This is a genomic window from Bradyrhizobium sp. AUGA SZCCT0158 (assembly GCF_018130065.1).
Classification (GTDB): Bacteria; Pseudomonadota; Alphaproteobacteria; order Rhizobiales; family Xanthobacteraceae; genus Bradyrhizobium.
Genome location: NZ_JAFCME010000009.1, coordinates 1 through 20,148, shown reverse-complemented (window position 1 = coordinate 20,148; position 20,148 = coordinate 1). Strand labels below are relative to the sequence as shown.

Here is a 20,148-nt window from a genome sequence, read left to right as displayed (position 1 = left end):
GCTTAGGCGATCCTGCTCAGGAATTGCTGCCAGTCCGAACCGCGCAGCATCCTCATGACGGCGGACGCGACCGCCGTGCGCTCACGCCCGGCGACACCATAGAGATGAACCGTGCGGCGCGATTCCAGTCCCTCGACCGGAGCGCGTTTCAAGGTGGTTGGAAGCGAAGCGGTGTGAGGAACCACGGCGACGCCGATATCGGCTTCCAGGAGTTCAATCAGGTCGCGCTCCGACGAAATCTCGTGGTTGCGATCAACCGCAACCCCATGCTCGCGAAGCGACCGGCTTAGCGAAGCGGAATGTTCGCAGTAATTTCGCGACAACCATTGCTCTGCCCGCAGGTCGTTGAAACTGATTGTGTCGCGCTCCGCCAGCGGATGCCGCCGGCTGACGACAAGATCGAAATCCTCGGTGAACAGCGGCCAGGTATCCAGCCGGTCCCAGTCGCCGCCGAGTTCGGCAGCGATGCCGAGTTCGGCGTCGCCCTTCTTCAGATACTCGCCTACTTCCTCGCTGTTGCCGCGCAAGAAACGAAATTCGAGTTGGCTGAACTGCCGCCTGATCTGGTCGAGAAACGGCACCAGAATCGACAAATCGACCGAGTGGCTGAGCGCAATCCGAAGCGCCCCGATTTCACCGCTCTTGAACGACGACGCCAGCATGCGCGCGCCGCTGGCGGCGTCATAGCATTGCTGTAGCAGCGGGTGCATCCGCAGGCCGAGCTCGGTCAATTGCGCGGCCGGCCGTTCCCGGCGGAACAGGTCGCCGCCCAATTCGGCCTCGAGCTGCTTGATCGCCCGCGTCAGCGATGGCTGTGTGACGTTGCACTCGTCAGCGGCGCGTGTGAAATTCAGCGTCCGCGTGACGGCGAGGAAGTATCGTACCTGATGCATTTCCATGATCGTGCTGCCGCGATCTATCTGGCACGCAGACTAGCCGATCAAGGCTCCTAATGACACTCAAACCGCGATAGCGGGAGCCTATGGTGTAGGAAGCCAAAGGGCATTTCAAAACACGGCGCCCATCCTGCAGGTTTCAGCCCATCAGGCCGCAGGAAAGGGACCGTCATGAACATTCAGGTAAAGGCGCGGGATACCAAGGCCACGCGGCCGCTCGCCGGGAAGGTCTCGCTGGTCACGGGGTCAACCAGCGGTATTGGCCTCGGGATAGCGCGGGCACTCGCCGAGGCCGGATCTGAGGTGATGCTGAACGGTCTGGGGGTCGCCTCGGAGCTCGCCAGGACCAAAGACCAGATCGAGGCGGATTTTGGCGTCCAGGTCAGCTATTCCGCCGCCGACATGACGAGGCCGGAGGCGATCGCCGAGATGATCGCGGCTGTCATCGCCGGGCACGGCCGGCTCGATGTGCTCGTCAACAATGCCGGTATCCAACATGTCGCGCCAATCGACCGGTTTCCGGTCGAGAAATGGGACACGATCCTGTCGATCAATCTGTCATCCGCGTTTCACGCCATTCGGCTCGCCCTGCCGGCGATGCGCCAGAACAGGTTCGGTCGCATCATCAACATCGCCTCCGCCCATGGACTGGTCGGATCACCCTTCAAGGCGGCCTATGTCGCCGCCAAGCATGGCATCGTCGGGCTGACCAAGGTCGCCGCGCTGGAGACCTCCGAAGAAGGCATCACATGCAACGCGATCTGTCCGGGTTACGTCTATACGCCGCTGGTTGAAGCGCAGATCGACGGCCAGGCCAGGGCGCACGGCATCTCCCGCGATCAGGTAATCCATGACGTGCTGCTGGCACAGCAACCAAACAAGCGCTTCGCGACAGTCGAGGAGTTGGGTGCGTTGGCCGTCTTCCTCGCCAGCGACGCCGCGGCATCGATCACCGGCATCGCGCTGCCGGTTGATGGCGGCTGGACCGCGCACTGACGTGCCGAACATAACCAAGCAAAGGAGCGTGACATGAACGACGTCCGGGACGGTTTCTCAACGCTGAAGTCGCTCGCGAAATCCGAGCCGGGCCAGGTCGTGCTGGTGTTGCAGGGCGGCGGCGCGCTAGGCTCCTATCAGGCCGGCGTCTATCAGGCGCTGCACGAAGCCGGCATCGAGCCGGACTGGATCATCGGGACCTCGATCGGCGCCATCAATGCCGGCCTGATCGCGGGCAATTCACCGCAGAAGCGGTTGCCGCGGCTGCGCGAATTCTGGAAGGAGATGGAGCAGAACACGCTCTGGCCTCTTCGCGACATCTTTCCGGGCTTCAACGAAAAGCTGTCCTATTGGTCGACCGTGACCCATGGCATTCCCGGCTTCTTCAGGCCGAACCCGCTGGCGCATGCCGGCGACCTCTATCCGCTCGGAGCCGATCAGGCCGGCTATTACTCGACCGCGCCGCTGGAGCGCACGCTGACCGAACTGGTCGATTTCGACCTCGTCAATCAGTGCAGGCCGCGGCTGACGGTCGGCGCGGCGCATGTCCGCACCAGCCAGATGCGTTATTTCGACAGCCGCGATGGCAAGCTCGGCGTCAAGCACATCATGGCGTCCGGCGCGTTGCCTCCGGCGTTCCCGGCCGTTCGCATCGACGGTGAGTTATATTGGGACGGCGGCATTCTATCGAACACGCCGACGGAGGCCGTGTTCGACGACAACCCGCGCCGGAATTCCCTGATCTTCGCCGTACACCTCTGGAATCCGACAGGCAGCGAGCCGACCACGATGGCGGAGGTGTTGAATCGGCACAAGGACGTGCAGTATTCCAGCCGCATCGCCAGCCACGTCGCGCGCCAGCAGCAGGCGCATCGGCTGCGCCACGTCATCAATCAGCTCGCCGCGCGCCTGCCGGAGTCCGAGCGCAACAGCGAAGCGGTGAAGGAACTGGCGAGCTATGGTTGCCCGACCCGGATGCATGTGGTGCGGCTGCTCGCTCCGCAGCTCGCCCGCGAAGACCACACCAAGGACATCGACTTCAGCCCATCCGGCATCCTGCAACGCTGGGACGCCGGCTATCGCCACACAAGGGCGGTGCTCGAACACAAGCCGTGGATCGGCGAATTCGATCCGCTGTCGGGCGTTGTCCTGCACGAGCAGACCTGTTGGCGGAGGCGGCCGAGTGACGGCCTGACACCGAATTTTCGTTGTCAGGCGTGACGCCGGCTGAATAACAACAGGCCACCCATCGTCGCGAACAGCCCACCTGTTACCTTGTTGATCCAGCGCATGTGCCAGCTGGAGCGCAGGACGGGCGCGATCGCGGAAACGCCGAAGGCGCACATCGCCAGCACGCTGAATTCGCATGCGATGAAGGTAAGGGTGAGGATGGAATATTGCGCGGCGAACGGCTCGGCCGGGTTGAGGAACTGCGGGAAGAACGCGGTGAAGAACAGGATGGCCTTGGGATTGCTCGACCCGACCAGGAGGCCCCTGACATAGTGCGTGCGCAAGCGCCGGCCGCTGTCCGCCGGAGCGCTCTTGATATCGACGGCTTCCGCGGTGTTGCCGAACGTCTTGATGCCGAGCCAAATGAGATAGATCGCCCCGATCACCTTGACCACGGTGAAGGCAAGCTCCGATGCCGCGAGCAATGCACCGAGGCCCAGCGCCGAAAGCGCCATGACGCCGAGGACGGCGCTGATGCTGCCAGCCGCGGCCGCCAGCGCGCCTGACTTGCCTTCGTTCAGGGCCGTCGTCATGCAGGTGAGCATGGTTGGGCCGGGTGACAGCACCAACACGGCCACGGCGGCCAGGTACAGCAAATAGGTCGTCAAGGTCATTATTCGCATCCATATGCGTAGTGAGGTCCAAGCGTGCGTAGTGAGGTCAAGCGACACCCTGTCGGGTGTGCCAGCCGGTGATGGCTATGACGGAGGCAGGCCCATTTCATTAGCAGTTGGGTAGCCGCCCACCCAGCCTCTACTTGCACCAAAAGCGACGCGAATTACCCTGAGGGCCCGCTCCCCGTTCGGAATGTGAACAATTTCGACCAGCGCAGCGGAAAATTGCTCCCTGCCCGCATTTCGAAAATGAATCGCCCATTTCTGAACCGGCCGGCGGGCGACAATTGTATTTTGGCGAGCCTTTGGAACTTTTCGGAACTTCTGCCATTGCAGATTTGCTGATGGTGCGAACCCCAAGGAGTGTTTGCAATGGCAACCCAAATCGTTATGGACCACACCGGCGATACCCGCCATGAATTTGATGCGAACGACGCGAAGGCGTTGCTTGAAGCGGAAAGGCGCTTCGAACAGCTCACAGGCGCCGGCTTCACAGCGGCAATCAGAACTTCCTCTGGCGATCCGACGATAACCCGCAGGTTCGATCCGAAAGCCGAAGAAACCCTGTTTTATCCAAGGCTGGTCGGCGGTTAGCGTCTCATGTTGCAGACAACGCTACGTAACGCGGTCCGTAACATCAGGCAATTGCTGGCGGATAGCGCGAACCGCTGGCAATTGCTGCGGGCTCAATATCGGGAATTGGGCTGCCCTCAAAGGGAGGTGCGCGGCATAAGGTTGCTGCAAGCATGGCTATCGCCTGAACAACTGGTTCAGTTCAACAAATACGGGTATTTCGAGGTCACGGGCTGCCAAAGCGGCAAGCGATACCGGATCTGTTATGGCACCGCGACAAATATTCATGAACTAGACCAATATGGGCGCCCGAAAGCCGGTTGGTGTTTTGTGCCAAACCAGCCACTGGTGCCCGGCGACGTCATGCTGGCACAGAAAATTGCTTTGGAAACCGACGAGTGGGCTGCGCTGGCGGTGGCTAAATCGTTCAGGCCGACGTGGCATTGAACAGATTTGCCCCAAGTCCTTGGCCTAAGTCCTCCTTGGCCTAAGTCCTTGGCCCACGGTCCACTGCGCCGCGACAGGAGAAGCGCCAGCGATCCTGATGCGGCGCGGCGCGGGCTGCGCCGCTGCACAGCGGCGCATGATGTGCACTGCGATCGAGCTTTGTCACGATTGTGGCAGCCTTGCCCATATCAAGGCCGCGCCGACCGATGTGGCTGGGCGAACGGAAAATGGATGCAAGCAGACTGTTTACCAACTCGATCAAGGACGTGAAAACCACCTTCCCTAAGCCGTCCGAAACGAATCCGTCCTAGGCTGCCTCCAACAAGAAAGAGGCAGCAAATGTTCACGATCATCAGGGCGCTCGTCATCGCGGTATGCGCGTATGCCGGTTCATCGGTAGCAGGCAGTCAATTCCCGGACCTGCCGAACTCCCATCAAATCTACACCGAGTAGATCACAGAAGTTTGTGATCGAACTCGGCAACAGCAATTCCGGCAGTAACCACGTTCAGTTACGGACTGTCAGGAATTACGGCGTTTGCTCTCCGTCAGGTTCTGTGGCGGAGATGGTTATGCCTCTCGGACGATACATTGCCTGGGTCGGCGCATCGTTGCTTGTGTTGCTGTTCGTGGCCAACTGGTTCTTTCCGCAACCTTTGGCGGAGCCGGCCGGTGACGAAGTTAACAGGCCGGTCATCCGGATCGCTTCTCTGCAGCAGCCGCCGGAACGGATCGTCATCGACACCAACCTTCCGACGATCGTTCCGCCGCCAGCGCCGGCCGCCGAAGCCATACCGGACGCGCCGCCCCCGCAAGCACAATCATACGCGCCGATAACTTCTCATGCGTCGGTTACCGGCGTGGAAAAAACCAAGCCAAAGGCCACGAAGAGGCTGGTGAAGGAGGCTGCAGCCAGACAGCCGTCGTCGCCCCATACGCAAACCAACACGCCTGTGGCCCCGAGTAGCAGCCCGGCACCGGCCGCACCGCCTACCAGGTTGTCGTTCGCGAATATCATTTCCGGGCAGCTGGTGAGAGAGCTGTTCAACCTTCATTGAGCCTCAGCGCAGCGACACCATCGCCGTGCCCCCATGCCGAGCACACGGGCCCGCCCCCGGCGCCTCTAAGTTCCCAAGATGAACGCGGTGATCTACGCCGGGCAACGGCTGGATCATTGCCACGGCCAATGGATCGATCGCGCGTCTACTCGCGCCTCCGCGTATTAACCCTGTTGTCAGACTTACTTCGCCGCTGCTGCGCGCAAGTCAATTCTGCCGCTAACCCGCCGCATTGGACCTTAGAAATCGTTCTGCGACGTTGGGCAGATTATTTCCCCGGCTCGGGGCAAGCATCTTCGTCCTGGAACAGTAGATCATGATGAGGGCAGGTCTCATCGTTGTTGGCCTCAGCGCACTGACCATCATGGAGCTGGGGACACCGCGACGCACGAAGACAAGTGCGCCAGATCGGTTCGAGCAAGTGACCATCGACGTCAGCGTAACAGGCGACACCCTGGAGACGGCTGACCGGCGCGAGATCCACCGTTTGCAGCATGAAGCACCGGTTCAGCCGATCTCATCGGTCGAACCAACACCGCCGCCGGCTACGACGGCGGCCTTAACTCCAGAAACCAATCCGGGCACCGTTGGGAGCGCTGCAGGCGGCAAGAAGCACGTTGCCGGAAAGTTGCGACCTCGACCCAAATACACGGAGCCTGACAGACCCAGGCCTCAATCCACAAATCCCAACAAGGCGGCAAGGATGGCCCGGCCGAAACCGATCGGCGAGGCCAGGCCGTGTCGTCCGAACGCTTTCGATGGTCTGCTGCAAGCATTGAACTTGTCTTCCCGATGCCAGACCTAGCGCAATGGCCTTCGTTCAATGTCGTGTTGGCCGGCGCCGAACCGGCCGACCTCGCTCCTACGCCAACGAGGGTAGCGCGTGTGGACGAAATCAGGCCGCCGCGCCCGGACGAGCGGGGCGCTCCTGACAGATCGCGAGATTCGTTCAACTTGGCAATCATCGCCATCTTGTTAGCGGTGGCGATTGCGTTGGCCGCAGTCGCAGGCCCCTACATTTTTCGCAGTGCGCATTCAAACCGGCAGACAATCGAGTCAATCGACGTCAAGGCTCTGGTGGAACGCATCATCAAGGTCGAATCGGCGGGAATTGCGACTAAGAAGAACAAGCTTTCCAGCGCCACAGGGGCTGGTCAGTTTCTCGATGACACATGGCTCGAAGCCATCCGAAAGCATCGCCGCGATCTGATCAAGGGCCGCAGCGACAAAGAACTGCTGGAGCTGCGGCAGGACGTCGAGCTTACGCGGGAGATCATTGCGCGGCTGCTCGAGCAATATGCCAGGACACTGAATAAACGCGGTCTGCCCCTCACCTCCGGTTCGCTTTATCTGGCCTATTTTGCCGGACCGGCTGGCGCCGTGGCTCTGCTGTCCGGCGCCGAACATGCCGACGCCGCGTCCGTCATGGCCGCCGCTGACGCGACCGGTCGAACCACGCGCCAGAAACTTGTCAGGGCTAACCCGTTCCTCGCGGTACTGACGGTACGCGATCTCAAGAACTGGGCCGATCACAAGATGCGCGGCATCTAGATCGCTTTCCCGATAGCTCCGGCCGCTCTTGGACCCCCGCCGAAAAGTGCTTACCATCGGGTGAAACCATCGAGCGCGGGGCCGGCCATGAAGCGACGCGAGTTCATCCGGCTGGTCGGCGGCGTGGCGGCCTCTTGGCCGCTGGCAGCGCGGGCACAGCAGCGCATTCCGATCGTGGGCTTTGTCGGATTTGCCAATGCCGACGTCGACGACGTGACGGTCGGCGCTTTTCGCAAGGCGCTGGTTGGGCTCGGCCACGTCGAAGGACGCACCATCATCGTCAATGCGCGCAGCGCCAACGGCGACGTCGCGCGAGGGCACGCCATGATCGACGAGCTGGTGGCGCTGCCGGTGAATGTGTTTCTTTCGCCGGGCCAGGCCGCGGCGCGGGCCATCGTGCGCAAGACGAATATTCCCGTGGTCGCGGTGGCATTGCCGGCGGTGCAGAGCGACCCCGAACTGTTCCAGAGTCTGGCCCGGCCCGGCGGCACCGTGACCGGCTTCTCGGCGTTCGGCGAGGAGATTTCGGCCAAGCGCATCGAAATGCTGAAGGAGATCCTGCCCGGCCTGAAGAAACTCGGCGTGATGCACAACGCCACCGATCCCACCTTCAGCGCCTGGGGCTCGCAGACCATGGCGGATGCAAGGAGCGCCGGTATCGAGCCGGTACGCCTCGGGCTCAGTGCGCCGTCCGCCGTGCAACTCACCGAGCAGATCAAGAAGCTCGCCGACGACGGCGGCACAGCCATGATCGTCATCCGCGATTTCCTGACGGTGGCCATGATGGCGGACATCTGCCGGATCGCGGCAGACCTGCGCATTGCCGTGATCGGCGAACATGCCGAAATCGCGCGGGCCGGCGCGCTTTTCAGCTATGGCGCCGATCTCGCCGACCTGTTCCGTCGCGCTGCAAGCTATGTCGACAACATTCTCAAGGGCCAGAAGCCGGCGGAGATGCCGATCCAGTTGCCGACGAGGTTCGAGCTGATCGTCAACGTCAGGGTTGCCCGGACGCTCGGGCTCACATTCCCGCCGACAATCCTTGTGCTCGCGGATCAGCTGATCGAGTGAAGCCCAACAGCGTCTCGCCGAGGCCCATCCAGGCCCATTGCCCGGGAGGGGGCCCGAAAGGTCAATTGCGCTGCCATGATGCGGTGGTTACGGCAAAGTGTTACGGCAAAGGGATGAAAGTCGTATAGTACAGCCATTCTTGCCAGATGAGCCAGGGGAGGAAATCCATGCGGAAGTCTCCATTCGGTATCGCCGTCGCGGCTCTTATGCTTTCAACGTCTCAGCCGCTGGTCGCCGCGCAAGACGACGTCGATCAGCAGCTCGGCAACGTGAACTTCAAAACATCCTGCAACGATGTTGCGCAGCGCCGCTTCGATCGCGCGATGCGATATCAGCACTCGTTCTGGTACACCAACGCCAAGGAGATCTTCGAGGAGGCCATCAAGGCTGATCCGTCATGCGCCATGGCCTATTGGGGCATCGCGCTCACGATGATGGACAATCCGCACGCCGCAATTCCGCGGCCGAATCTTGCGCCCGGCCTCGCCGCGATCACCAAAGCGAAGGAGATCGGGGCCAAGACCGAGCGCGAACGCGACTACATCGATGCGATGATGGTGATGTATGCGGACCACGAAACGATCCCCCATGCCCAGCGCATGCGCGCGCTGCGCGACAAGCAGGCCGACATCGCGGCGAAATATCCAGACGATGACGAGGCTCAGATTGCCTACGCCATCACGCTCAACACGTCGGCGGATTTGAAGGACAAGACCTACGCGCAGCAGTCCAAGGGCGCCGCAATCCTGGAGCCGATGTCGATACGGCTGCCGCAGCATCCGGGCGTGACGCACTATTTGATCCACCTCTACGACTATCCGGCGACCGCGCAAAAAGGCCTCGACGCCGCCAACCGCTACGCCAAGATCGCGCCGGCCGCGCCGCACGCCCAGCACATGCCGTCGCATATCTACACCCGCGTCGGCTATTGGAAGGAATCGATCGCCTCCAACGCCGCCTCCGTGAAAGCCGCGAAGTCCGAGAAGTCCGTGGGCAACTACCTGCACGCGCAGGATTACATGGTTTATGCCCATCTTCAGCTCGCCCAGGACCAGCAGGCGCGCGCCGTCATAGACGACATGATCAAGGAGACCGACTTCAAGGCGACGGTCGCGGCCGCCGACTACGCGCTGGCGGCCTCGCCAGCCCGCTATGCGATCGACCGCGGCGACTGGGACGCGGCCTCGCAACTATCGGTCAGGCCGAGCGGCCTGAACTACGCGATGGCGATCTCGCATTTCGCGCGCGCAATCGGCGCGGCGCGCTCCGGCAAGCCGGAAGCGGCCAAGGCCGACGTCCAGAAGCTCGCGGAATTGCGCGATAAATTGCGCGACGCCAAGGATAATTACTGGTCGCAGATCGTCGACATCCAGCATCAGGTCGCCGTTGCCTGGGTGCTTCACTCGGAGGGCAAATACGACGAGGCTCTCAAGGCCATGAGTGCGGCAGCGGACGCCGAGGACCTGACCGAGAAACATGTGGTGACGCCAGGTCCGCTGGCACCGGCGCGCGAGCTCTATGGCTTCATGCTGCTCGATCGCGGCATGGCCAAGGAGGCGCTTGTGGCATTCGAGGCCACCAAGGCCAAGGAGCCGAACCGCTTCCAGGGCTACGCCGGGGCTGCCAAGGCGGCCGACACGCTCGGTGACAAGGCGGCGGCGCGGCAGAACTATCAGCAGCTCATGGCGCTCGCGGCGAACGCCGACACGGAGCGGCGCGAGGTAGCGGCGGCAAAGACCTATCTCGCCGGCAACTAGCGAGCAGAACGGTGGTGCAATGAAAAGGGTAGCTATCGCCGTCGCAGCAGCCTCGCTGGGGTGCGTACTCGCGGCGGCGTTGGCGTGGTCCGGTCTGCCACGGCACGCCGCCGCAACTGCGACCGCGCCGGTATGGACCGAGGTGGCCTGGCCATTCCCCATCGATCAGTGGGGCAAGGGAAAGGCGTTCCGCTGCAAGGCGGCTGACTGCGGCGCCGAGGTGAGCCTCTATCTGCGTGCCAAGATCGGGTTCTGCAATTGCACGACCGGCGTCGCCGATGATGAAGATCTGGACCGCATGGGCGATCTTGTTCTCGTCGGCGACGTTGCGCCGCTCGGTGCCGGTCGTCCGGTCAGCATTGCGTGGATGAAAGGCCGCAGCCGCGCCTACGCGCTCAACGCCCGCAATCCGCCCGGCAAAACCGCGATATCGGTCGTCTTCAACGAACGCTGCGACATGATCGCCGCAACCGCCGTGCTCGGCCACGACCGGCCGGCGGCGACCGAGCCCAGCGTGATCGAGTTTCTCAACGGCGATAGGGTGATGCGCTGGGCCGAGGTCACGCTTGGCCTTTGATGCGAGATAGTACGTAGGATGGGTTGAGCCCTTCGCGAAACCCATCTTTTCTTCGCGGACAGCAAATGATGGGTTTCGCGAAGAGCTCAACCCATCCTACATGCTGCGGGACTGGTCCCAGCTTAGTCGCGAGTCATTGCGATCAGCTTGAAGTCCTTGTCGAGCTTGATGTCGTACTGCCCATCCCTGCATTTGGCGTCATCGACTTCAAAATAGCTGCTGGCCTCGGTTTCCTTTTCCATCTTGCCGCCCGTGCAGCCAAGGCCTTCCAGGACAGCCTTGATTTTCTCGGCCTCGGCCGGTGTCACGGGGGTGTCAGCAAGCGCAAAGGTGCTGCTTGCAAGTGCAGCAGCGAACGCCGTCACGAACAGCTTCATCGGTGCGTTCTCCAGTTGAGAAAACGAAACCAGCCTGACCCAGGTTAGTTCCAAAAACAAGCGCGCCGCGAGGAACCCACATGCGCGCCCGGGAGCTCGCTCACGATGCTGCCGGCGTGTTATCGTCCAAAAAAATGAACCTGAAAGGAAGCAAGTAATGCGCGGACGGCGTGTAGTGATGGATTCGCTGGTGTCGAATGGCGTGAGCCACATCTTCGGCAATCCCGGGACGACAGAAACGCCGTTGCTGGACAGTCTGGTGAGCTATCCGCAGATCGAATATGTCATGTCCCTCCATGAGGGCGTGGCGGTCGGCGCGGCGAGTTTCCATGCGCAGGCCACCGGCCGCGCTTCGGTTGCCAATCTCCACGTAGCTCCCGGCCTCGGCAATGCCATCGGCGCGATCTACGGCGCGCTCAAGGCCAATTCGCCTGTCGTCGTGACCGCCGGCCAGCAGGATACGCGCATGCGGCTGGCCAACCCGGTGCTGGGCCACGACCTCGTCGCCATGGCGGCGCCGGTCACCAAATGGAGCGTGCAGGTGGAGCGTGCGGATGAACTCGCGCCCGTGCTGCGCCGCGCCTTCAAGGTTGCGACCGATGCACCCAGGGGACCGGTCTTCGTCTCGCTTCCGATCAACGTGCTGGAGCAGGAAACCGACGTCGAGGCGATCGCACCAGATAAATTGTGGCGTTCGTCACAACCGGACCCTGCCGGGATCGAGGAATTCGCCTCGCTTCTTTTGAAATCAGGGCGGCCCACCATCGTTGCCGGCGATGACGTCGCCCGATCAGGGGCCTCCCAAGCGCTCGTCGCACTGGCGGAGGCGATCGGTGCGCCGGTATGGTTCGAGGGGTTGCGCGCCCATGCGCCGTTTCCGACCGGCCATCCGAACTACCGCCAATCGCTCCCGGCCGACGCCGCGCAGGTTCGCAAAGCCTTGTCGGATGCCGATCTCGTCTTGCTGCTGGGAGGTCCGTTCTTCGAGGACATCTGGTATGCGGAAGGCAGCCATTTCCCTGATGGCGCCGTCGTCGTCCAGATCGAGGAATCGCCCGAGCGCCTGGCGTTCAATCACCGCCTCGACGGCGGCATCATCGGCGACATGGCGGCCAGCATCGCCTCGCTGGCAAGGATTGTGAGCGCGCGGCAAAGCGCCGAATTCAAGCTCGCCGCAGCGCGCCGCAATCAGGCGCTGGCCGAGTTGAGCGCCCGCGATCGGGAGGCGCACCGGGCGCGGCTGGAGAAAGCCTGGAACCGCGAGCCGAGTTCGATGGCGCGGGTGACGGCCGAACTCCGGCGCGGCCTGCCTGACAATGTCGTCATCGTGGATGAAAGCATCACCGCCAGTCTCGACCTGGCGCGGTCGTTCGATTATCGCGGCTTCGGTGATTATTTCGGCGGGCGCGGCGGCGGCATTGGTCAGGGATTTTCCGGTGCGATCGGGGTGAAGGTCGCGATGCCGGATCGCCCGGTGGTCGCCGTCTCCGGCGACGGCTCGGCGATGTACAGCATTCAGGCGCTATGGACCGCGGCACACCACAAGCTGGCGATCGTGTTTGTCATTCTTTCAAACCGGCAATATCGCATCCTCAAGCACAATGTGGACGTCTGGCGTCAAAACTTCGAGGCGGGCACGCAGCATCCCTATCAGCAGATGGACCTGACGGGACCGGACCTCGATTTTGTGCATCTGGCGGCCGGCATGGGCGTCGAAGGCGTCAGGGTCGAAAAGGCCGGTGACATTGCCGCGGTCATGGAGCGAGCTGTGGCGGGAAATCGGCCTTATCTGGTCGAGATCGCCATCGAAGGAAAGCGCTAGCGCACGGCCGGCGGCTTCTGCACCGTCGGCGCGGCGGCAGCCAGAATATCCGCCCTTACACCGCTCCGCGGCGGATAGATCCGCTGCCGGTTGATGATTTGCTTGGTCGCCTTGGCGGCGGCGCCGGAGGCATGAAGCTGGCAATCCCATCCGACGGTATGCAGCGCGCCCCAGGCGCCGAGATCGAGCACGGTGACATACCAATCGATGTCAAGGGCAAGCATCGGCTGCCCAAGCAGATCTGCGACAACGTTGTTTCCGGCAAAGCGGCCCATCGGCCTCGCGAACTGGCAGGACATCACGGTGGCATGTTCGCCATCCACGACGCAGGAAGCCACATCGCCGGCGGCAAAGATGTTTGCCGCACCGGTGAGGCGCATGAACTGATCCACATGGAGGCGGCCAAGCCGATCGCGCTCGACATCAATCGTTTGAGCCACCGGGCTTGCCCTCATTCCCCCGCACCACACCACCGTCCGCGTCGGGATGACTTCGCCGGAGCTCAGCGTGACGGTATTCGCATCGATCGCCCTGACCCTTGCGTTGAGCCGCGTTTCCACACCGAGCGCCGCCAGCGCTTCACTGACGATCGGGCGCGCTTGTTCTCCGAGCGTCACGCCAATCACCGGATTGGGATCGACGAGAATAATGCGCCGCTCGCCGGTGAGACCTGCCTTCTCAAGCTTGCCCGGCATCTCGGTGGCGACTTCGATGCCGGTAAAGCCCGCGCCGACGATGACCACCGTGGCACGGCCTTCGGCACTCGCCTGCCCGCCCAACGCGGCGAGATGCGCCTCGAGCCGGACGGCCGCCGCATAACTATCCACATCGAAGCCACAGGCCGCCAGCCCCGGTATCGCGGGGCGCGCGAGCTGGCTGCCGAGCGTCAGCACCAGCCGGTCGTAGTCGATGGTCTCGCTGCCGCTATTCGTGGTGACGCTCACCTGCTGCCGGGCGGGATCGACCGCCCGCACCTCGGCAACCCGGTGTTCGACGCCAACCGGGTCGAGCAATTCGGCAAGCGGTATCGCCGCTTCGTCGATGTCGACCTCGTAATTGCGAACCCTGACGTTGTGGTAGGGGTTGCGGTCGACGACCAGTATCTCGACATCCGCCGCCGGCGCACCGATCTCGTCGCGCTTGCGCGCAGCACCCAGAGCGGCCCACAGCCCCGCAAATCCAGCACCAAGAACAACAATGCGCGGCATGTGATTCTCCCGGACGTTCGGCGGGAGCTAATCGCGTGAGAGAAGCGGAATCAAGGGCCAAAACTCGTAGGGTGGGTTAGCGCAGCGTAACCCACCATCTTCGTTCACCAGGCGGTAGGTTACGTGGAATATATCATCGGACGCGCATTCGCGCGACCTCTCTCCGTCATTGCGAGCGTAGCGAAGCAATCCATATTGCTTCAAGCCGAGGCATGGATTGCTCCGCGGAGCCTGTCATCGGGCCGCGCTTTGCGCGGACCCGTTGGGATCAATCCACCCTACGAGTTGAAGCACAAGCTTTGCCGCGCATCCTGAGCGGGGCCCTTACCCGGGCGCGCGTTCCACTGCGTGACGTAGCCAGACCATTCCGCCATCAAGCGCCTCGCAGTGAGTCAACCGCAACGCCTGCCCGGCACCGGGACGGTCGCCCTCCGGCCCGCTGTAATCGACAATGCTTTGCGTGCCGGCAACGCCATCTACCGCGGGAAAGATCAGTGTGCTGAACTCGTCGATAAGCCCGTGCTTGAGGAATGCACCATTGATCTTGCCACCGCCTTCGAGCAGCAGCTTCCTGGCGCCGAAAAGCGAGGCCAGCTGCTCCATCGCCCGTGACAGCTCATCGCCTTTTTCGCCAGCGAAGACATATGAAACACCATCTTCACGAAGTTCGGCGAGGTAGGCGTCGGAGACCTGCTCACCGAGTACCGCAACGACGTGGTCGCCGCCGACATTGTCCTTGCCGTAGTGGACATGGCCCGATGGGTCGATAGCGACGGCGAGCTTGCGGCCATGGCGTTCGGCGATATGCGCTTCACGCGGCACCTTCGACGCTTCGGCAATGCTCCGTTCGGCTCCCTTGGCCATTTCACCCATGGTTTTGCGGCCAACGATCCATCCATCAGCCTCGAAGCGTTCATGCATCTTTTCGTGGTACGCGCGCAGAACATCCCACGAAATGCCCGGCGCCGCCCGGGTGAATCGGCTGGGATGCAGGCGTCCATCAATCGACGTGCTCATGTGGCAGATGATGTAGGGTCGCATGAATCGCTTTCTTGTTGAAGGGTACCAACGCCGAGATAGACATAGCCGGTATGTTCGCGCTCCCATCGAGCCTCGCAGGGCCGCTTCTATTGCGCACGCTCAATCCGAACAGTGACGGATCCGGGTCGGTCGAACATCGAAACGTCGCCGGCCACTTGTCCAAGGATGATGATCCCGGGCTGAGGAACCTGACCATCGCTATAGTAGATGACGAAGTGATCCGAAGTCCAAAGCCCAAGCGTCCCCTTGGAGAACCGTGTTTGGCGCACCGACTCCTGTAGGGGCGCAGGCAGATTGCCGGTCTTCTCCTGGCGCAAATGATCGCGCATCTGGATCGTAACCGGCAACATGCGGACGAGCGATCTGGCAGCGTCGTTGTCGGCCAGATCGGCAGTGACTTTGCCCCACTCAGAGGAAATCAGAATGCGCTCCTTTGCCATGAGAGGTCCTGTCAGTCCGAGGATGGCGACGATCGTTGCCAGGGTCGCCACGATCATGGGGTGTGCTCTTGTGATCATCGGCGGCTCCTCCGTTTGGTTGGCGCTTCCCCGGCCACGAGATACCGATCGAAGAACGCCTGAAGCTTCTCCCACGGATTACGTTTCACGGGGACACAAAGATCAACGTGCCTGGCACCGCTATTTTCCGTATTGCGCATCACTCACCTTTTCCATCCAATCGACATTCTTGCCGTTGAGAGCTTCCTGAACCGCGATATGCGTCATAGCGGTGTTGGGCGTCGCGCCATGCCAGTGTTTCTCACCGGGCGGAAACCACACCACGTCACCTGGCCGGACTTCCTCGATCGGGCTGCCCTCGATTTGCACCCAGCCGAGACCGGCCGTGATGATGAGGGTTTGGCCGAGCGGATGCGTATGCCATGCGGTACGCGCGCCGGGCTCGAACGTTACGCTACCGGCGTTCAAGCGCATCGGATCACCGACTTGAAAGACCGGTTCGACGCGGACCGAACCGCTGAAGTAATCCTGCGCCCCTCTTGTCGATGGGCGCGAACCATTGCGTTCAATCCTCATTGCCGTTTTCCCTTCCATCGATTGCTGCATTGGCTGCTGAGCAAGGGCGGGCGGATACCCGACCAGCACTGCCAACCCGCCGACGAGGCGAAGCAGATGCCTGCGCGTTAACTCCAAGCCGGTTGAATCCCGTTCCATTTGCTCATCCCCGCTCAGCCACGCGAATACGCGTCGTTTCGTCCACGGATATAAGCCGTGCGTGTCTTTCGACTAGCCGCTATAATCCGAAAGGACTTATGATGAGGAGCGATAAATGCAGCGCGGCTACCTCGATGACCTTCTCGCCTTCTCGGTCGTTGGCAGGGAACGCAGCTTCACGAGGGCCGCCTTGCAGTTGGGCGTGTCGCAATCCTCTCTCAGCCACACCATCCGCGAGCTTGAGGCGCGCCTTGGCGTGCGGCTTCTTACCCGCACCACCCGCAGTGTAGCCCCGACAGAGGCAGGTGAGCGCCTGCTGAAAAGCATTGGTCCCCGCTTCGAAGAGATCGACGCCGAGCTCTCAGCGGTGCGTGAGTTGCGTGAAAAGCCGGCTGGCACCATCCGAATCACCGCGACGGAATATGCCGCCGACGCGATCCTGTTGCCAAAACTCGCTTCGCTTCTACCGAAGTATCCCGACATCAAAGTCGAGATCGTTGTTGACTACGGCTTAAGCAATATCGTTGCCGATGGTTACGATGCTGGCGTACGAAGCGGCGAGCAGGTTGCCAAGGACATGATCGCGGTGCGCATCGGGCCGGATTTGCGCATGGCGGTCGTCGGAACGCCGTCTTACTTCCGCAAGCGGCCCGAGCCGAAGAAACCGCAGGATCTCATCAGCCACAATTGCATCAATCTGCGTCTTCCTTCACATGGCGGGTTGTACGCATGGGAGTTTGAGAAAGGCGGCCGGGAGCTGAAGGTGCGCGTGGACGGCCAAATGACCTGCAACGGCGCAATCCAAACGCTGAATGCCGCTCTGGCGGGGCACGGCCTGGCCTACATTCCCGAAGAGATGGCGGAGGCGTATCTGGCGAACCGCCGCCTGAAGCGCGTCCTTGGCGATTGGTGCCAACCATATTCGGGTTATCACCTGTTCTATCCCAGCCGCCGACAGTCGTCCGCAGCGTTCAACCTTGTAGTGGATGCGTTACGGCACCGAAGCTGAGTCGCAAGCCATCGCCTGTTACTTCGCCTGGCTGCCGAGCACGACCGGGTCCACCGGGATCAACTTCAGCGATTTGACCATCTTCTCGACGGTCGCCTTGTACTTCAGGAAGTGAGGTGCTTGCAGGTGAGCAAGATAAGCTTCGCGGTCCCGGTAAATCTCGAACACCGTGATCTGGCTGGGATTATCCTTGTTGGATACCGAATAGAGAACAAGCACACCCGGCTCCAGCCGGATGGCGGCTTCGATCTGTTCGGCCACGGCAGATTTGTAGCTATCGAGCTGGGCCGGATCGACGACGATTTCGGCGATCTGGATATGTTGCTTTGATTTTTCCTCACTCATGGCGGACGCTCCCGACAGCACCAACAGCAGGGCCGTCACACCAAAGATCAGGGATTGCTTGACGCTCATTGTTCACCCCTCCCACACGCTTCACTCATGACCGTTTGATGGTGGCACTTATCGCGCCTCGCACAGAGAGAGCTTCCACTCCCGCCTTGACCTTGCCAATAACGATCAGGCCGGGCGCCGGAATGCGTTCTCCATCATGGCGATAGAAGATCGCCACGTCCGGCCCGGGAGGCCAATAGCCAATGGTCCCCACCGCGTAATCATGTGTGCGCTTGCCTCGTTCGGAAATCGCCCTTGGCAACGCTGCAAACTTCTCGCGCCGGAAAAGATCGTTCATGGAAAGCGTGAGCGGCAACAGGGATGCGAAATCCCGCGCCGCGTCGCTGTCGGCCAGGGTTGCCTCAATCGACGTGTCGCCAATGATGATGCGCACGCAGGCTTCTGCGCTTGTATCTTTGCTCATCGCACCTCCGGCGCACCCTCAACGATATAGACACGGGATTTCGCCGATTGAAGACGGATCGGCCTGATCGCACGATAGGCCGGCGAGTCATACCAGGCTTGTGCCAGTGCCATGCTGTCGAAGGCGATCATGACAATGCGTTTGGGCTGATCGCCTTCCAGGGACGCGGTTTGTCCGCCGCGCACGATATAGCGGCCAGTAAACGGCGCAAACGTCGCTTCTACCTGCTGGCTGTAGGGTTTGATGCCTTCGGGATCGCTGAGCTCGAATTCGGAAATGTAAAAGGCAGGTCGCTTGGGCTGGCTTTGCGTTTGAGCAAAGACCGCTCCGAATGTGCCGATCGCTACGGAAGCGACGGCCGCAAGCAGCGCAGTTGTTCTCGTTGTCATGTCAGCTCTCTTGCAACGCGTCAGCGCGCTCGCTTTTCAAACACGTCCTTGGCCACCGGCATCGCAGAGAACACGTTGGGCCAGCCCGCATAAAAGGCGAGATGCGTCATGGCTTCTGCGATCTCGGCCTGTGTCAGCCCGTTGTTCATCCCTATGGTGACGTGGCCGGTGAGCTGGGCGACCTGTCCGGAGGCAACCAGCGAGCTGATCGTGACAAGGCTCCGGTCGCGCGGCGCAAGCCCCGGCCGCAGCCACAGATCGCGGAAGAGGACATCGGTGGTGTACTGCGTAACACCCGGGAAGACCGCGCCATAAAGCTCGCCAACGCGTTTCGCGCGATCCGCTTCGGCAGCTTCGTTGAGGGCAAGTAGTTTTGGCATTGCCGGGGAAAGCTGCTCTGTTGCGATTTTCCGAACGGCAAACACTTCCCTGGCGACCGCGACCGCCTGCATCGCGTTGCCCCAGCCCGCGTAGAATGCCAGATGGGTCACGATTTCGGAGATTTCAGATGGCTTGACGCCGTTATCGAGCGCGAAGCTGAGATACTCCGGCATCTCGGTGGTTTGATTGCGCGCAATCAGTGCGGCAAGCGTTGCGATACTGCGATCACGGACGCTGAGGCCGGGACGCTTCCACAAATCGCCGAATAGCGTTTCCTGCCGGTATTTTTCAAGCGCAGGCGCTACAGACGCCACATCAGCACGCGCTTTGGTCGGGTCAGCTACTGCCATGGATGACGCAAATAAGGACAGTGACGCAAGTGTCATGGCAAGAACCTTCATATGATCTCCTGTGGTTGTCGGGATTTCGTGCGTTCACGCACGTTGAATTACGAAGAAGCATGGCGGCGGCCCGCCGCGCAGAGAACAACCATCGCGCGAGCGGTGATGGCTGTGTGATGAAGCATGGACCCAATCTAGGGCTTCCGACACCATGCGATTAGCCTGCTAAATGTGCATGGACTTATCGGTCCAGCGCAATAATCAGCGTAGGCTGAGGATGCCTGTCTCTGTTCCTTCGCGCCGCGAACTGAGTCGCCTCGCGCGCAACCACGATATGGATGCGGTGGGTGCGACAAATCAACCCGACGGGCAAATCAGTTCTGATTTACGGAAATCATGTCAAGTCGAAAATTTACGAAAATCAAAAATATTTCGCTTTCCTTCCACCCAAATCACCGGCACATTCTCGCCATCCCGTCCCACTCAGAGGGGCGCGTTGGCCATCGTCACAACGAGGGGCGGGTCGCGGTGGACGCCTGGTTCACGTCTGACGACGGCGTGGATTAAGCGTACGGCAAAACCGTGTGGTCCTGGCGCCCGTTGCAGGCGTCAAGCTGTCGGAGAAGCGTGAGCGGAAACGGCAGTGACGGAGTCAACCAAGAACTCGTCTCCGGGGAGAGCACGGCATAAGCCGTAAAGCCATTGCGCAGGGAATGTCGGAGTGCCTCCGCTGCCCTGTATGCTCGTGTGCAGCTTTCTTTGCACTATTCGCACACGAGACCGCGGGTGCAGCGCGCACCCGGCATTCCCTGCGCCCTCTCA

22 protein-coding genes are annotated in these 20,148 nt (G+C 61.5%); 11 read left to right on the top strand and 11 right to left on the bottom strand.

All coding sequences use genetic code 11. The annotated features are described in order from the left end of the window. Positions 1–2: 2 nt before the first annotated feature. Positions 3–899: a LysR family transcriptional regulator gene (locus JQ574_RS14705; RefSeq protein ID WP_212206932.1), complete on the bottom strand. Its 897-nt coding sequence runs from the start codon at positions 897–899 to the stop codon at positions 3–5. Positions 900–1,067: 168 nt separating this feature from the next. Between JQ574_RS14705 and JQ574_RS14700 the strand changes: the two genes are divergently transcribed. Further along, complete coding sequence (locus tag JQ574_RS14700; protein WP_212206931.1) at positions 1,068–1,892, top strand: 3-hydroxybutyrate dehydrogenase; 825 nt, start codon at positions 1,068–1,070, stop codon at positions 1,890–1,892. Between the two features lie 33 nt (positions 1,893–1,925). Next, positions 1,926–3,113 carry a patatin-like phospholipase family protein gene (locus tag JQ574_RS14695; RefSeq protein ID WP_212383630.1) on the top strand — a complete coding sequence of 396 codons (1,188 nt, stop codon included), beginning with the start codon at positions 1,926–1,928 and terminating at the stop codon, positions 3,111–3,113. Here the strand turns inward: JQ574_RS14695 and JQ574_RS14690 are convergent. After that, positions 3,104–3,736 carry a LysE family translocator gene (locus JQ574_RS14690; protein WP_212206929.1) on the bottom strand — a complete coding sequence of 211 codons (633 nt, stop codon included), beginning with the start codon at positions 3,734–3,736 and terminating at the stop codon, positions 3,104–3,106. The two genes, JQ574_RS14695 and JQ574_RS14690, sit on opposite strands and share 10 nt — an antisense overlap. Before the next feature lie 372 nt (positions 3,737–4,108). Between JQ574_RS14690 and JQ574_RS14685 the strand changes: the two genes are divergently transcribed. The 7 genes from JQ574_RS14685 to JQ574_RS14655 all read left to right on the top strand — a co-directional run bounded on the left by JQ574_RS14685 (position 4,109) and on the right by JQ574_RS14655 (position 10,769). Continuing rightward, positions 4,109–4,330 carry a hypothetical protein gene (locus JQ574_RS14685; RefSeq protein WP_212206928.1) on the top strand — a complete coding sequence of 74 codons (222 nt, stop codon included), beginning with the start codon at positions 4,109–4,111 and terminating at the stop codon, positions 4,328–4,330. 6 nt (positions 4,331–4,336) lie between these two features. Then, positions 4,337–4,756 (top strand): hypothetical protein, encoded by a 420-nt coding sequence (locus JQ574_RS14680; protein WP_249119352.1) that lies wholly within the window; start codon positions 4,337–4,339, stop codon positions 4,754–4,756. Positions 4,757–5,327: 571 nt separating this feature from the next. Next, positions 5,328–5,813, top strand: coding sequence for a hypothetical protein (locus JQ574_RS14675; protein WP_212206927.1), 486 nt, complete (start codon positions 5,328–5,330; stop codon positions 5,811–5,813). A 738-nt stretch (positions 5,814–6,551) separates the two neighbouring features. Beyond that, on the top strand, positions 6,552–7,364 hold the full coding sequence (locus JQ574_RS14670; RefSeq protein WP_312018266.1) for a lytic transglycosylase domain-containing protein: 813 nt from the start codon (positions 6,552–6,554) through the stop codon (positions 7,362–7,364). An 87-nt stretch (positions 7,365–7,451) separates the two neighbouring features. Further along, positions 7,452–8,435: an ABC transporter substrate-binding protein gene (locus JQ574_RS14665; RefSeq protein ID WP_212206925.1), complete on the top strand. Its 984-nt coding sequence runs from the start codon at positions 7,452–7,454 to the stop codon at positions 8,433–8,435. Between the two features lie 167 nt (positions 8,436–8,602). Next, entirely contained in the window at positions 8,603–10,192 is a 1,590-nt protein-coding gene (locus JQ574_RS14660) for a M48 family metallopeptidase (RefSeq protein WP_212206924.1), read from the top strand. A gap of 19 nt (positions 10,193–10,211) precedes the next feature. Further along, positions 10,212–10,769 carry a hypothetical protein gene (locus JQ574_RS14655; protein ID WP_212206923.1) on the top strand — a complete coding sequence of 186 codons (558 nt, stop codon included), beginning with the start codon at positions 10,212–10,214 and terminating at the stop codon, positions 10,767–10,769. A 122-nt stretch (positions 10,770–10,891) separates the two neighbouring features. Here JQ574_RS14655 and JQ574_RS14650 read toward each other — a convergent pair whose 3' ends face one another. After that, positions 10,892–11,146: a hypothetical protein gene (locus JQ574_RS14650; protein WP_212206922.1), complete on the bottom strand. Its 255-nt coding sequence runs from the start codon at positions 11,144–11,146 to the stop codon at positions 10,892–10,894. 157 nt (positions 11,147–11,303) lie between these two features. Between JQ574_RS14650 and JQ574_RS14645 the strand changes: the two genes are divergently transcribed. Next, on the top strand, positions 11,304–12,968 hold the full coding sequence (locus JQ574_RS14645; protein ID WP_212206921.1) for a thiamine pyrophosphate-binding protein: 1,665 nt from the start codon (positions 11,304–11,306) through the stop codon (positions 12,966–12,968). On the opposite strand, the gene JQ574_RS14640 is transcribed toward JQ574_RS14645, so the two are convergent. The 4 genes from JQ574_RS14640 to JQ574_RS14625 form a co-directional block, all read right to left on the bottom strand. Continuing rightward, a complete protein-coding gene (locus tag JQ574_RS14640) occupies positions 12,965–14,176 on the bottom strand; it encodes an NAD(P)/FAD-dependent oxidoreductase (RefSeq protein WP_212206920.1) in 1,212 nt (403 codons plus the stop codon). The two genes, JQ574_RS14645 and JQ574_RS14640, sit on opposite strands and share 4 nt — an antisense overlap. A gap of 324 nt (positions 14,177–14,500) precedes the next feature. Further along, on the bottom strand, positions 14,501–15,217 hold the full coding sequence (locus JQ574_RS14635) for a dihydrofolate reductase family protein (protein ID WP_212383628.1): 717 nt from the start codon (positions 15,215–15,217) through the stop codon (positions 14,501–14,503). Between the two features lie 86 nt (positions 15,218–15,303). After that, entirely contained in the window at positions 15,304–15,714 is a 411-nt protein-coding gene (locus JQ574_RS14630) for a cyclophilin-like fold protein (RefSeq protein WP_212206919.1), read from the bottom strand. A 141-nt stretch (positions 15,715–15,855) separates the two neighbouring features. Further along, the gene (locus JQ574_RS14625; protein WP_212207161.1) at positions 15,856–16,251 is read right to left on the bottom strand and encodes a cupin domain-containing protein; all 396 of its coding nucleotides are present in this window, start codon (positions 16,249–16,251) and stop codon (positions 15,856–15,858) included. 253 nt (positions 16,252–16,504) lie between these two features. Between JQ574_RS14625 and JQ574_RS14620 the strand changes: the two genes are divergently transcribed. Further along, positions 16,505–17,398 carry a LysR family transcriptional regulator gene (locus JQ574_RS14620; protein WP_212206917.1) on the top strand — a complete coding sequence of 298 codons (894 nt, stop codon included), beginning with the start codon at positions 16,505–16,507 and terminating at the stop codon, positions 17,396–17,398. A gap of 18 nt (positions 17,399–17,416) precedes the next feature. Here JQ574_RS14620 and JQ574_RS14615 read toward each other — a convergent pair whose 3' ends face one another. From JQ574_RS14615 to JQ574_RS14600, 4 genes are read right to left on the bottom strand one after another with little or no spacing between them, the layout of a single operon-like run. Further along, positions 17,417–17,812 (bottom strand): putative quinol monooxygenase, encoded by a 396-nt coding sequence (locus JQ574_RS14615; RefSeq protein WP_249119351.1) that lies wholly within the window; start codon positions 17,810–17,812, stop codon positions 17,417–17,419. A 25-nt stretch (positions 17,813–17,837) separates the two neighbouring features. Further along, on the bottom strand, positions 17,838–18,215 hold the full coding sequence (locus JQ574_RS14610; RefSeq protein WP_212206915.1) for a cyclophilin-like fold protein: 378 nt from the start codon (positions 18,213–18,215) through the stop codon (positions 17,838–17,840). Continuing rightward, positions 18,212–18,604 carry a DUF1330 domain-containing protein gene (locus tag JQ574_RS14605; protein WP_212206913.1) on the bottom strand — a complete coding sequence of 131 codons (393 nt, stop codon included), beginning with the start codon at positions 18,602–18,604 and terminating at the stop codon, positions 18,212–18,214. Before JQ574_RS14605 ends, JQ574_RS14610 begins: the two co-directional genes overlap by 4 nt. 20 nt (positions 18,605–18,624) lie before the next feature. After that, positions 18,625–19,386, bottom strand: a complete 762-nt coding sequence (locus tag JQ574_RS14600) for a carboxymuconolactone decarboxylase family protein (RefSeq protein WP_212206906.1) — start codon at positions 19,384–19,386, stop codon at positions 18,625–18,627. Positions 19,387–20,148 lie beyond the last annotated feature (762 nt).

What these genes read in the sequence shown, in the direction of transcription:
- JQ574_RS14685 (WP_212206928.1), top strand. Translation starts at nt 4,109, where the DNA reads ATGGCAACCCAAATCGTTATGGACCACACCGGCGATACCCGCCATGAA.
- JQ574_RS14665 (WP_212206925.1), top strand. Translation starts at nt 7,452, where the DNA reads ATGAAGCGACGCGAGTTCATCCGGCTGGTCGGCGGCGTGGCGGCCTCT.
- JQ574_RS14620 (WP_212206917.1), top strand. Translation starts at nt 16,505, where the DNA reads ATGCAGCGCGGCTACCTCGATGACCTTCTCGCCTTCTCGGTCGTTGGC.
- JQ574_RS14655 (WP_212206923.1), top strand. Translation starts at nt 10,212, where the DNA reads ATGAAAAGGGTAGCTATCGCCGTCGCAGCAGCCTCGCTGGGGTGCGTA.
- JQ574_RS14705 (WP_212206932.1), bottom strand. Translation starts at nt 899, where the DNA reads ATGGAAATGCATCAGGTACGATACTTCCTCGCCGTCACGCGGACGCTG.
- JQ574_RS14635 (WP_212383628.1), bottom strand. Translation starts at nt 15,217, where the DNA reads ATGCGACCCTACATCATCTGCCACATGAGCACGTCGATTGATGGACGC.
- JQ574_RS14675 (WP_212206927.1), top strand. Translation starts at nt 5,328, where the DNA reads ATGCCTCTCGGACGATACATTGCCTGGGTCGGCGCATCGTTGCTTGTG.
- JQ574_RS14625 (WP_212207161.1), bottom strand. Translation starts at nt 16,251, where the DNA reads ATGAGGATTGAACGCAATGGTTCGCGCCCATCGACAAGAGGGGCGCAG.
- JQ574_RS14600 (WP_212206906.1), bottom strand. Translation starts at nt 19,386, where the DNA reads ATGAAGGTTCTTGCCATGACACTTGCGTCACTGTCCTTATTTGCGTCA.
- JQ574_RS14695 (WP_212383630.1), top strand. Translation starts at nt 1,926, where the DNA reads ATGAACGACGTCCGGGACGGTTTCTCAACGCTGAAGTCGCTCGCGAAA.
- JQ574_RS14610 (WP_212206915.1), bottom strand. Translation starts at nt 18,215, where the DNA reads ATGAGCAAAGATACAAGCGCAGAAGCCTGCGTGCGCATCATCATTGGC.
- JQ574_RS14690 (WP_212206929.1), bottom strand. Translation starts at nt 3,736, where the DNA reads ATGACCTTGACGACCTATTTGCTGTACCTGGCCGCCGTGGCCGTGTTG.
- JQ574_RS14645 (WP_212206921.1), top strand. Translation starts at nt 11,304, where the DNA reads ATGCGCGGACGGCGTGTAGTGATGGATTCGCTGGTGTCGAATGGCGTG.
- JQ574_RS14680 (WP_249119352.1), top strand. Translation starts at nt 4,337, where the DNA reads ATGTTGCAGACAACGCTACGTAACGCGGTCCGTAACATCAGGCAATTG.
- JQ574_RS14700 (WP_212206931.1), top strand. Translation starts at nt 1,068, where the DNA reads ATGAACATTCAGGTAAAGGCGCGGGATACCAAGGCCACGCGGCCGCTC.
- JQ574_RS14630 (WP_212206919.1), bottom strand. Translation starts at nt 15,714, where the DNA reads ATGATCGTGGCGACCCTGGCAACGATCGTCGCCATCCTCGGACTGACA.
- JQ574_RS14640 (WP_212206920.1), bottom strand. Translation starts at nt 14,176, where the DNA reads ATGCCGCGCATTGTTGTTCTTGGTGCTGGATTTGCGGGGCTGTGGGCC.
- JQ574_RS14660 (WP_212206924.1), top strand. Translation starts at nt 8,603, where the DNA reads ATGCGGAAGTCTCCATTCGGTATCGCCGTCGCGGCTCTTATGCTTTCA.
- JQ574_RS14615 (WP_249119351.1), bottom strand. Translation starts at nt 17,812, where the DNA reads ATGAGCGTCAAGCAATCCCTGATCTTTGGTGTGACGGCCCTGCTGTTG.
- JQ574_RS14605 (WP_212206913.1), bottom strand. Translation starts at nt 18,604, where the DNA reads ATGACAACGAGAACAACTGCGCTGCTTGCGGCCGTCGCTTCCGTAGCG.
- JQ574_RS14650 (WP_212206922.1), bottom strand. Translation starts at nt 11,146, where the DNA reads ATGAAGCTGTTCGTGACGGCGTTCGCTGCTGCACTTGCAAGCAGCACC.